This window comes from Dysgonomonas sp. PH5-45, assembly GCF_029893235.1.
Classification (GTDB): Bacteria; Bacteroidota; Bacteroidia; order Bacteroidales; family Dysgonomonadaceae; genus UBA1309.
This window is the reverse complement of record NZ_JARXWE010000006.1, coordinates 1-11,858: the sequence shown is the minus strand read 5'-3', so window position 1 is coordinate 11,858 and position 11,858 is coordinate 1. Positions and strand designations below refer to the sequence as shown.

The window sequence follows — 11,858 nt, the reverse complement described above, 5'->3', positions numbered from 1 at the left end:
TTTTATTTAATAAGATGTTTAATATTGTTTTTCACTAAACGATATTTCCCACTCTTCTCATTAGGAATATCATTTACTTTTTTTATTTCTATTTTCATGTTATTCCCAACACGTTCTTGCCAATTCAATAAGAAAACATTACTTATTTTTTCATTAAATATTTCATTGTCAACAACAACTTGTATTTCGATTAAATCAAGCTTATTCTGAATAGCTTGAAATTTAATAATACCTTTTGTCCCTTTTAGTGTATTTGAAACATTCCCTAAATTAATCTTCCCATTATCAGGAGAATATATATAATCATCTATTCTTCCTAAAATTTCTTTTACTATTGGATTATTGTTTCCACAGGTACAAGTTTCGTGCGATAGCTTAATCATATCTCCAATATCATATCTGATAAGAGGTGTACCATGTGTTGTAAAACTTGTTAGCACCAGTTTGCCTTGTTGTGCAAATTCATTATTTTCATCTAAAACCTCAAATATGCCACTTTGCAACTCCATATGCAATTTATGATTCTTGCATTCAAAAATAAAAGGAGCACCTTCTGATGAAGCATATTGGTCATACATATTAGTCTTAAAAAACGATTCTATCGTATTTCTTATTTCATTTGTAATAGTTTCGGCTGTAGGGAAAATGGCTTTAATTTTATTGTTAGGAAAATCATAACCATTTTGAATACCATATTTTGCAATTTCTAATATAGAAGAAGGGAATCCTACAATGTATTCAGGTTCATATTCAATGAGGTTTTCCAGATAATATTTGAGATAATCATTTTTAATGTGAAATGTAGAATAATAGCGAACTTTATAAAAATAATCCGTTTTCCAAAAAATATTTTTTTTTACATCTTTATGGGTCAACAATGTCTTTCCAGAGAACCATGCTGTTTTTTTGCCAAGTTCATAACCAAACTTTGCCCTGAAATTGTCAAGCATAGCAAAACGTTCTTGCATATCTTCAGGTGTAAACAAAACTTCTAAAGATTTACCTGTAGTTCCTCCTGTTTTAGATACGATTCCATTTATTTTATTTATGGTGTAAACGTCTTTCAGATTACTTCTCAATAATTCTTTAGTGACAATAGGAAACTCATCGTTATTTTCAGCATATATTTTCTTATAAAACGATGATTTTCTTATAACATAAGATAAGAACTCTTCTTTTCTTTCGGTTTGTATTTTTTTTAATTCTTCTAAGGATATGTTTTCCCTTTCTTTAAAGAGTTTTCGGAATTCCTTATATTTGCCCCCATAACGTTTCCGATAAGCAAGGAAGTTAAATAAACTAATGAATACACCCTGAATAATATGGGGAGAGATTCGATATAATTTCTCTTTTAAAGCCATAATGAGACAATTTTTATTCTATTATATCTACTAATTCATCCACAATATTTTCGAGGCTATAATTATTGGCTCTTTGAATACTAGCATTATGCATGGAAATTCTGAATTCCCTATTTGTTGCTACGTAGTCTATTGCTTTTGTTAAACCTTCAGAATCGTTCGTATTGACCAATATCCCATATTTTGCTATTACAAAATCCCCTTGAGGTATATAGACTGCTACATTCTCATTAAGAAGCTCCAATGGACCGGACATACAATTAGTTGATATTATTGTAAGACCATACGACATTGCCTCCAATATAACATTCGGAAAACCTTCTGCATTAGATGATAGAATGAAACATTCATTATCAGACAAAAAGTCTCCGACATGAGACGAACGCCCAACGAAATCTACATTTCTTTCAATATTCAACTTTTTAGACAATTCTATTAGACTATTTTTCGTTTCACCATCACCAACAATTGTCATTTTATAAGAATTTTTTGATATGGCTAACGCCTCTAATATCAATTTTTGATTTTTTCTTGAAACAAGAGAACCTACATTTATAATTTTCAAATAAGAGGTTTCATTATTAACAGCAGCTTTCTTTGATGGCATTATAACCGGATTATATATTACGAATGAAGGTATCCTTAGCCTGAAATTTGATATTAAATCATCATTAATATAAACTGAATTAGAAAATAATAAATCAGCCTTATTATAGAAAAGAGGAATAAGAACCTTATATAATAGTAATCTTCCTTTAAAGGAATTACTATATGCTAAACTTGGATATGCCCTTTCACTAATAATAATTTTAGTTTTAGGACAAAATATTTTGCAGATACCATTTATGATATTGGGACGAGTAAGAAAAGACATGGCCACAGGAATATCATTCTTCTTGATAAATGATACATATTTATATATCATAGGAATAAAAGAAAATATTTTTCTTACAAATGATTGTTTCTTTTTGCTATTTAAATAAACAATCGATACGTTTTCCGGTAAAGAATAATGTATATTTTGGTTAAAAAGGACAAGAGTAATATTATACTTTTTTGTAAGTGGAGGTATTATTAAGCTGATAAATCTTTCTGCACCACCACTCCCCATGCTTAATGTAAAAATACACAGGTTCTTTTTAGTAGAATTATTTTTCATTATTTCTATTTGATATTATTATACTCAGCTAAAACTTGTTTTTCTCGTTAACTTTTTATGAATGTGAACTAATACAAGAAATATAACCATTGGAATAATAAAGATTTTAATCATAACCATTAATTCAGTTCTAACAAATGATAAAAAAAACATTACAAACATCACATTGATAACAGTTTGTATATAATAGAAGTGTTTTATTAAAAAGTTATAAATTATTTTGGCAACTATAGCTAAAAAAACAGGACCGAAAAAAGAAAAATTTAGAAGAGACTCCAATATCATAGAAAAAGCAACTCCGTATTGTCCTTTTACATAATAATCAGATAAATATTTACTCACCGAACTTATTTCTTTTCCATAGTAATATTTTTCAAATTGATTCTGAAAGGAAGTAAAATAAGAAAATTGAAAATCGGAATAAAAAAGATGATTTGAGTTAAAATAGTCATATAATAAACTAAATGAAGGCAAAGGATCAAGCATAGATAAAGAAATCGGATTATTTTTTACATAAGCAAAAAACAGACCCATACCATCCCCTCGCAGGGCTATAGCAGAAAATGCTTTATAATAACTTAAAGCAAATAAGCCAATCAGAAATACAGGAATCAAATAAACAATACTTTTCTTAGGTTGATAATAAAACAATAATATAATAAAAAGAAAGACAAGAGGTTCTCTCTCAAACCTAGAAATACTATATATTATAAATGATACAACAAAGAAAAAAAATATTTTAGAGTTGATTTTTTTTGAATAAAAAACAATGAAAATAAAAAAATAGGATAATAATACGTTTAAAGTATTTGTTATAAAATTACCTTCATCTTTAAGAGTAACTCTATCAACTTGCAAATTCGAATATGCAGTTACCAATAAAACGAAACAAACAAATATTATTATCTTAGAATTTATATTTACTTGATATTGAGTATTTTCACTCTTCAGCGGAGAATAATAATAAAACATCAAGTAAAAACTTAATAAAAACAGAAAATAAACAATGAAAACAAGGTCAAAGGCTGTTGAATTAATATCAATTACAACCAAAGTTTTATTCAAAACAGATTCATTGCCTAGTATATAAATATCAAATAAAATAGCGTTACAGTAAAAATATACAATTAGATATACTAAAACAAAGAAATTTTTAAATTGAAATTTTTTATATAGTTTATATATAAAAAATGTTTCTAATATGCATAAAAGAATTGGCATCTACTTCTTTATAAATTTATCATCATTTAATGAAAGTAAAAAAGTTTTTTTCTCTGAATAATTCATAGTCTTTGTTGATACACTAATATTTCTTATTTTATTAACGAAATCAATCGTTTCCCCCACAATTTTAGCAGGGTTGCCAGCGACTATTTTTCCATCTGGAATAGATTTTGTCACAATACTCCCAGCTCCTATTATAACGTCATTTCCGATGTGACTCCAGCCATAATTTTAGCACCTTCTCCAATATATGTATAGTTTCCAACTTTAATTTTACCAAAATAATCAAGGTTTTCATTATATTTTTTCCTCTGTGACCAAATTCCTCCATGCGTAAAAAAGGCAACATTGGATGCTATTCTGCAATAATTTCCAATTTCTATTAAATAAGCTTCTGACGGAAATCCTTTTGTAGATATTAGGCAATTATTTCCAATCTTTGCACCTAGGTGGCGGCCATATTTAGTTGGAGACCAAAAAAGCCTTCTACACATATTTAATATTTTATTCAACATAATCATATAAATTATTTTTTAAAGTTCTTAATGAAATCTATTATATTATATATTCTTAATATATATAATCCTCCCCAATATAGTATAATTAATAAGGGTAATGAAAATAATTTTATATAGATGTTTTCTATACAGTTATTTACTTCACATGTAACAAATATACAGATAGAAGCAATCATTACAACTTTTATTACAGAAACAAATTCAAAGGAACCATCTTTTTCTAATATTTTTCTTGAATAAAAATAATTAATAAAATAGCCTATAATACTTGTTATAACGAAACCCACAATCAAAAAATAGATATTTAAATAGATAACCCCTACTATTATACTTATGATTTGAACTCCCTTTTTGAAAAATTCTAGATAAAGTATTTGATTTGTTTTATCAAATACTTTAAAAATTACTCTATTAATTTTCTCTTGTAAATAAAAAAAAGAAGCTATAGTTAACAATTGCATATAAAAAATAGCACCTAACCATTTTTTTCCATATACAATGAGAATAATTTGTTCTGAATATACATAGATAAGGCAACTGATAAAACCCAAAACGACTAAAAATAACAATGTTATTTTATTATAAGCTTTTGTAAAAGCAACTTTATCATCTTGCAGTTTTGCTAAAGATGAAAAAATGACAGTTTGTGTTACCATATTAATAACTCCTCCCGGAACATCTTGCAGTTTTTTTGCCTGATAATAATATCCTACCTGATTAAATGAAAAATATTTACCCAAAATCAATTGATAAATATTGTCAAAAGCAGTATCTAAAAGAGAAGCTAATGTAGTGTTGACTCCAAAGCTATATAATTTTTTAAAAGAAACTTTACTGAATTGAATAGAAAAGAATAAACCTTCAGTAATCCAAAGTAATATTGTCAATGACGCTGCAATTCCCAGTTGCATATATATTAATGACCAAACTCCGGTACCACAATATGCAGATATTATTCCTACAATCGACCCAATAATAGTTGAAATAAGTCTTAATATAGATCTTTTTTTAAATTTGAGATCACTTATTAGTTTTGCGAGTTGAGTTATTTGGAATGCATTTATAATAAGTACTGGAGATGCAACAATAAGTAGCGACTGAAGAGCCTGATCTTTATAAAAATCAGCTATTTTTCCTGAAAAAGCAACTAACAATAAGAAACATAATACACTTATAACCAGATTGCATATAAATACAGTAGAATAATCCTTGGGGGTTGCATCCTTTTTTCGAACTAATGCACCAACTAATCCGCCTTCAGTAAGAACATTTGCTACTATAATAAAGAACATAACAACACCAACTTGTCCAAATTCGTCAGGCGACAGTATGCGAGCCAACCAAATATTAGCTATTAAGCCAATAAATAAAGAAGCTATCTGCCCTCCTGTAGACCACAATGTTCCGTTTATTATATTTTTTTTTAATGTTGTTTTTTCCATAGACGAAAAAGTTCTACTTCAGAACTTATATATTCCTTATAAAATAAGGACTAAATTGTTTCAAATATTCTTCAGACTGTAAGTATTTTTTTTATTCTTTAACAAAAAAGTGTAATCTAAATTTTCAAACTCCTTGTGCGTCACAGCCAACACCACAGCATCAAATTCACCTTGTGGCATTTCTGTCAGAATATCCAATCCGTATTCATGTTTCACTTCTTGTGGATTAGCCCATGGGTCGTAAACCGTAATATTGGTATCATACTCTTTCAATTCCCGGATAACGTCCACAACTTTAGTATTACGTACATCAGGGCAGTTTTCCTTGAATGTAATACCCAAAACTAAAATGTTGGAGTCTTTCACCTGAATACCTTGTTTTATCATTTTTTTCACTACCTGACTAGCCACATATTCGCCCATGCTGTCATTCATACGGCGCCCAGCTAAAATAATTTCCGGATGATAGCCATATTCCTGTGCTTTTTGTGCTAAGTAATATGGGTCAACACCAATACAATGACCTCCTACAAGTCCCGGTTTGAAAGGAAGAAAGTTCCATTTTGTGCCTGCGGCTTCCAAAACAGCATTTGTGTCAATACCCATTCTGTCGAATATTTTTTTCAATTCATTGACGAATGCAATATTTATGTCGCGTTGCGAATTTTCAATCACTTTTGCTGATTCAGCAACTTTAATAGTTGGAGCCAAATGTGTTCCGGCAATTATAACTGAAGAATATAAATTATTCACTTTTTCTCCAATTTCAGGCGTAGAACCGGATGTCACTTTCTTAATTTTTTCAACAGTATGTTCTTTATCGCCCGGATTGATTCGTTCAGGTGAATAACCAGCAAAAAAATCTACATTAAATTTAAGTCCCGAAATTTTTTCTACCACAGGAATGCAGTCCTCTTCTGTAGCTCCCGGATATACAGTGGATTCGTAAATTACAATATTTCCTTTATTTATAACCTTACCTACTGTTTCACTTGCCTTTATCAAAGGGGTTAGATCTGGTCTGTTGTTCTTATCTACAGGGGTAGGAACTGTTACTATATAATAATTACAATCTTTTATATCATCTAAATTACAAGAACAATATAATCCTATTTTATCATCGGATTGTTTTTTCAATACAGACTGAAGAATATTATCCTCTACTTCAAGGGTATGATCATGCCCCGCAGCTAATTCTTCTACTCTTTTCTTATTAACATCAAAACCAACAACCGGATACTTTGTTGCGAAAAGCCTTGCCAATGGCAAACCTACATATCCTAAACCTACAACTGCAATTTTTATTTCTTTCATCTTATTTTAAATTATTCCAATACCATTCTGTTGCTTCTCTTAAACCTTCTTTCATACTATATTCCGGATTATACCCTAACAAATCCTTAGCTTTATCAATACAGGCAAGTGAGTGGGGAATATCTCCTTGTCTGTTTGGACCATGTTCTACTTTTACTTTCAGTATTTCCGGATCATACTTTCCTAAGAATTCCTTTAGAAAACCAACAAGTTGATTCAATGTTGTCCTTTCGCCATATGCAGTATTATAAACAGTATTTATTGCATCCGAATTTTGCGTTGTTAACGCCAAAATATTCATCTGTATCACATTTTTTATATATGTGAAGTCTCTCGAATATTCTCCATCTCCGTTTATTACAGGAGATTCATGATTTATAAATTTCTTAACGAACAATGGAATTACAGCTGCATATGCTCCATTAGGGTCTTGCCGTCGGCCAAACACATTAAAATATCGTAATCCGATACACTCTGTTCCATATGTTTTCGAAAAAACATCAGCATAGAGTTCATTTACATATTTTGTTATTGCATATGGAGATAAGGGTTTTCCTATAATATCCTCAACTTTAGGCAAAGATTGTGAATCGCCATATGTGGAAGAACTTGCTGCATAAACAAACCGTTTTGCTTTCGCGTCCCTTGCTGCAATCAACATGTTTAGAAATCCTGAAACATTAACATCATTACTAGTAATAGGATCTTTTATTGAACGCGGAACAGAACCTAATGCTGCTTCATGTAACACATAATCAACACCCTCTACCGCTTTTTGGCAATCGTCAATATTACGAATATCTCCAACCAGAAGTTTAAACCTCTTATTACCGAATAAATGTATTATATTCTCTATTTTACCGGTGGAAAAATTATCTAAGCAAACAATATCACAATTATACTTGAGTAACTCTTCACATAAATTAGAGCCTATGAATCCGGCTCCTCCGGTTACTAATATTTTGGTATTTTCTAGTTGATGATTCATCATAAATTATATTTTGTCGAATAATCTGGTTGTAATATGTTTACTGTCCTATACAACTGTACTCAAAGCCTTGTTCCAGAAGCTCTTTCTTTTCATAAATATTTCGTCCGTCAATAACGACTGGCCTTTTCATCGCTTTTTTTATTACGCTCCAGCTCGGTACACGAAATTCTTTCCATTCTGTAACAAGCAACAGAGCATCAGCATCGGGAACGGCATCGTACATATTTGTACAATAATCAATTTTATCGCCGATAATACGTTTACACTCACCCATAGCGATAGGATCGTAAGCTGAGACTGAGCCTCCGGCTTCTAATATCTTATTGATGATAACTAAAGATGGCGCTTCCCGCATATCGTCAGTCTCGGGCTTAAAAGATAAACCCCAAATTGCTATTTTTTTACCTTTTATATTTCCATTAAAGTGTTTTAGAAGTTTCTCAAATAATATTTCTTTTTGTATATCATTAACTTCCTCAACAGCTTTTAATACACGCATATTATAGCCTTTTTGTTCAGCTGTCTTTATCAGAGCCTTAACGTCTTTGGGGAAACATGAACCTCCGTATCCACAACCGGGATAAAGGAATTTGTTGCCTATACGTGGATCGCTACCGATACCCACACGTACCATATTCACATCAGCCCCTACAATTTCACACAGATTGGCTATATCGTTCATAAAACTGATCCGGGTTGCAAGCATAGCATTTGCCGCATATTTAATCATCTCGGCTGATGGTACATCCGTAAAAATAAGACGATTATTACTCATCATAAATGGCTTGTATAGCTTCTCCATGAGAGATTTTGCTTTATCGGATTCAATACCAACAACAACACGGTCGGGTTTCATGAAATCGTCTATGGCATTTCCCTCTTTTAGAAATTCAGGGTTAGATGCAACATCAAATTCAATGTCTACACCTCTTTTTTCAAGCTCTTTTTGTATAGTTTCCTTCACCTTTTGGGCAGTTCCCACAGGTACTGTACTTTTGGTTACAACTAATACATATTTATTCATATTTGCACCAATTGTGCGAGCCACTTCCAAAACGTATTTCAGGTCTGCGCTTCCGTCTTCGTCGGGAGGAGTTCCCACTGCACTGAAAACTATATCTACATCATTCAATATGGATGCCAAATCGGTGGCAAAGTTTAGGCGGCCTGCATCATAATTGCGCCGAACCATATCTTCGAGTCCTGGTTCGTATATAGGAATGATTCCGTTCTTCAGATTATTTATTTTTTCTTGCATTACATCCACACATGTAACATCCACCCCCATCTCGGAGAAACATGTTCCGGTGACGAGTCCTACATAACCTGTTCCAACTATTGCTATTTTCATTCTTTTATATAATTGTCTTATTTGTAATAATTTTTATACCATTTTGCAAAACAATTTATCCCATCTTTAAGGCTCGTATTTGGCTTATAGCCTGTAGCCTGTTCTAACTTTGTTGTATCGGCATAAGTAATTTTCACATCGCCAGCCTGCATCGGATACATTTCCATTTTTGCCTTTCTACCCATACAATCTTCAAGAGTTTGTATGAAATCCATAAGGGCAACAGGTTGTGAATTGCCAATATTGAACAAACTACAGAACGGAGTTTCACTGTTTTTGTTCGGTATAACTTTCATCGTTAATACGATTCCTTCAACAATATCGTCTATATATGTGAAGTCTCGTTTCATATCTCCATTATTGAACACTTTGATAGATTTCCCTTCCGATATGGCTGTTGCAAAAAGCATTGGAGCCATGTCCGGACGTCCCCAAGGACCATAAACCGTAAAGAAGCGTAATCCTGTTGTTGGTAATTGATAAAGATGGCTGTAAGTATACGCCATCAGTTCATTACTCTTTTTTGTTGCCGCATAGAGGCTTACAGGATGGTCTACCCTGTCGTTTTCCGAAAATGGAATTTTCGAGTTCATGCCATAGACCGAAGAACTTGAAGCATAAACCAAATGCTCAATTTTGTTATGTCTACAACACTCTAATATATTAAGGAGGCCTACAATATTACTGTCGATGTATGTGTGTGGATTTTCGATAGAATAGCGCACTCCAGCCTGTGCCGCTAAATGACAAACTATATTTATCTTTTCGGTTGAAAACAGATTTTCTATGGCCTGCCTGTCTTCCAGATTTGCTTTAATGAACCGGTAATTATGGTATTTTGTACTCTGTACCATTTCGCCATATTTGATAGAAGATTGTTCTATCCCGGTTTCCCTTAGTCGTCCATATTTTAAGTTTACATCGTAATAATCATTTATATTATCAAGCCCGATGACCACAAAACCCTCATTGAGTAATTTCCGCACTACATGGAATCCAATAAAACCAGCTGCACCAGAAACCAAAATTGTAGTTTTAGTCACATTTTTATTCATTAACTTGACTCTTGATTGGTGAAAATCCACTTAAAATACTTTTAATTACATACTTTAAAAAGCTAATATGGTGCTATTACATTTGTAAACACAAGTAAATATTAGTCTTTTTACAAAAACACCCAAGCGCAAAGGTAAGTAAATATAAAATATTTAACAATTTTTCTATGACTAAAAAATCATACTACATCATGCTTTAACAGAAAACAAAGGTTTCTTCCTCTATTATTGATAAAGAAAGAAACCTTTAAAAGAAGTATCTGATGATTTGTTTTAGTTATTAAACACTAATTCTCCATTTTCTGAATCTATTGTAATAGGATGCGAATGATTCACTGTTCCGGCTAATATTTTTTTAGAAAGTGTGTCAAGCACCTGACGTTGAATAACTCGTTTCACCGGTCGGGCTCCAAATTCAGGATCAAATCCGGCTTCAGCAATCTGGTTAACAGCTGCATCGGTAAATAGCAATTTTACGCCATTTTTTTCGAGCATCGAAACAATACTGTTCAATTGAATACGTACCACTTGTGCTATTTCGGTTTGCTTCAGTGGCTCGAACATGATTATTTCATCAATACGATTCAAAAATTCGGGACGAATGGTCGATTTCAACATATCCAAGACTTCGGCCTTTGTTTTTTCTATAACCTCGTCATGATTGTTTTTAGTGATACCTGCAAAATTTTCACGTATCAAGTGCGAACCCATATTTGAGGTCATGATAATAATCGTATTCTTGAAATTTACAACACGCCCCTTATTATCGGTAAGCCGTCCGTCGTCCAAAACCTGTAACAGGATATTAAATACATCCGGGTGGGCTTTTTCTATTTCGTCGAACAATACTACCGAATAGGGTTTTCGCCTGATTGCTTCGGTAAGCTGCCCTCCTTCGTCGTACCCCACATATCCGGGAGGTGCCCCGATGAGGCGGGTGGCGCTGAATTTTTCCTGATATTCGCTCATGTCGATGCGTGTCATCATGTTTTCGTCGTCAAACAAGAATTCGGCAAGAGCTTTTGCCAACTCCGTTTTACCAACCCCTGTTGTACCTAAAAAGATAAACGAACCGATAGGCCTCTTGGGGTCTTGCAACCCGGCACGACTACGGCGTATGGCATTCGAAACGGCTTCTATGGCCTCATCCTGCCCCACTACCCGCTTATGCAGTTCTTTTTCGAGGTTCAGTAATTTATCTTTTTCGCTCTGAAGCATTTTGCTCACAGGGATGCCTGTCCAACGGGAAACCACATCAGCAATATCAGTTGCGTCAACTTCTTCTTTCACCATTGCCGAAGCGCCTTGCATTTCGTGCAATTGACTTTGAAGTGTTGTTATGTTATTTATGCGAATCAGTATTTAAAAAATTAGATAAATAAAAGCGATGGCAATTTTGCCCATCGTATGTATGAGTAGTCCGGCAGTGGACCTTACTTTTTG

10 protein-coding genes and 1 pseudogene are annotated in these 11,858 nt (G+C 32.5%); all 11 read right to left on the bottom strand.

Going from position 1 to position 11,858, the window contains the following annotated elements; genetic code table 11:
* Window positions 1–2: 2 nt before the first annotated feature.
* A complete protein-coding gene (locus tag M2132_RS03440) occupies window positions 3–1,361 on the bottom strand; it encodes a phenylacetate--CoA ligase family protein (RefSeq protein ID WP_280671373.1) in 1,359 nt (452 codons plus the stop codon).
* Between the two features lie 13 nt (window positions 1,362–1,374).
* Window positions 1,375–2,520: a glycosyltransferase gene (locus M2132_RS03435; protein WP_280671371.1), complete on the bottom strand. Its 1,146-nt coding sequence runs from the start codon at window positions 2,518–2,520 to the stop codon at window positions 1,375–1,377.
* Window positions 2,521–2,544: 24 nt separating this feature from the next.
* On the bottom strand, window positions 2,545–3,741 hold the full coding sequence (locus M2132_RS03430) for an O-antigen polymerase (RefSeq protein ID WP_280671369.1): 1,197 nt from the start codon (window positions 3,739–3,741) through the stop codon (window positions 2,545–2,547).
* Window positions 3,742–3,921, bottom strand: a complete 180-nt coding sequence (locus M2132_RS03425) for a hypothetical protein (protein ID WP_280698202.1) — start codon at window positions 3,919–3,921, stop codon at window positions 3,742–3,744.
* Between the two features lie 17 nt (window positions 3,922–3,938).
* On the bottom strand, window positions 3,939–4,259 hold the full coding sequence (locus M2132_RS03420) for a hypothetical protein (RefSeq protein WP_280671367.1): 321 nt from the start codon (window positions 4,257–4,259) through the stop codon (window positions 3,939–3,941).
* Between the two features lie 11 nt (window positions 4,260–4,270).
* Complete coding sequence (locus tag M2132_RS03415) at window positions 4,271–5,704, bottom strand: lipopolysaccharide biosynthesis protein (protein WP_280671365.1); 1,434 nt, start codon at window positions 5,702–5,704, stop codon at window positions 4,271–4,273.
* 60 nt (window positions 5,705–5,764) lie between these two features.
* A complete protein-coding gene (locus M2132_RS03410) occupies window positions 5,765–7,018 on the bottom strand; it encodes a nucleotide sugar dehydrogenase (RefSeq protein WP_280671362.1) in 1,254 nt (417 codons plus the stop codon).
* A gap of 1 nt (window position 7,019) precedes the next feature.
* On the bottom strand, window positions 7,020–8,009 hold the full coding sequence (locus tag M2132_RS03405; protein WP_280671361.1) for an SDR family oxidoreductase: 990 nt from the start codon (window positions 8,007–8,009) through the stop codon (window positions 7,020–7,022).
* Between the two features lie 37 nt (window positions 8,010–8,046).
* Window positions 8,047–9,360 (bottom strand): UDP-glucose/GDP-mannose dehydrogenase family protein, encoded by a 1,314-nt coding sequence (locus M2132_RS03400; RefSeq protein WP_280671360.1) that lies wholly within the window; start codon window positions 9,358–9,360, stop codon window positions 8,047–8,049.
* A gap of 17 nt (window positions 9,361–9,377) precedes the next feature.
* The gene (locus tag M2132_RS03395) at window positions 9,378–10,403 is read right to left on the bottom strand and encodes an NAD-dependent epimerase (RefSeq protein ID WP_280671359.1); all 1,026 of its coding nucleotides are present in this window, start codon (window positions 10,401–10,403) and stop codon (window positions 9,378–9,380) included.
* A 285-nt stretch (window positions 10,404–10,688) separates the two neighbouring features.
* A pseudogene (locus M2132_RS03390) lies at window positions 10,689–11,696 on the bottom strand (AAA family ATPase); the annotation flags it as partial.
* Between the last annotated feature and the right edge of the window lie 162 nt (window positions 11,697–11,858).

Bases quoted from the DNA above. Each gene is read 5' to 3' on its own strand.
- M2132_RS03410 (WP_280671362.1), bottom strand. From the start codon at position 7,018: ATGAAAGAAATAAAAATTGCAGTTGTAGGTTTAGGATATGTAGGTTTG.
- M2132_RS03420 (WP_280671367.1), bottom strand. From the start codon at position 4,259: ATGTTGAATAAAATATTAAATATGTGTAGAAGGCTTTTTTGGTCTCCA.
- M2132_RS03440 (WP_280671373.1), bottom strand. From the start codon at position 1,361: ATGGCTTTAAAAGAGAAATTATATCGAATCTCTCCCCATATTATTCAG.
- M2132_RS03430 (WP_280671369.1), bottom strand. From the start codon at position 3,741: ATGCCAATTCTTTTATGCATATTAGAAACATTTTTTATATATAAACTA.
- M2132_RS03435 (WP_280671371.1), bottom strand. From the start codon at position 2,520: ATGAAAAATAATTCTACTAAAAAGAACCTGTGTATTTTTACATTAAGC.
- M2132_RS03400 (WP_280671360.1), bottom strand. From the start codon at position 9,360: ATGAAAATAGCAATAGTTGGAACAGGTTATGTAGGACTCGTCACCGGA.
- M2132_RS03415 (WP_280671365.1), bottom strand. From the start codon at position 5,704: ATGGAAAAAACAACATTAAAAAAAAATATAATAAACGGAACATTGTGG.
- M2132_RS03405 (WP_280671361.1), bottom strand. From the start codon at position 8,009: ATGATGAATCATCAACTAGAAAATACCAAAATATTAGTAACCGGAGGA.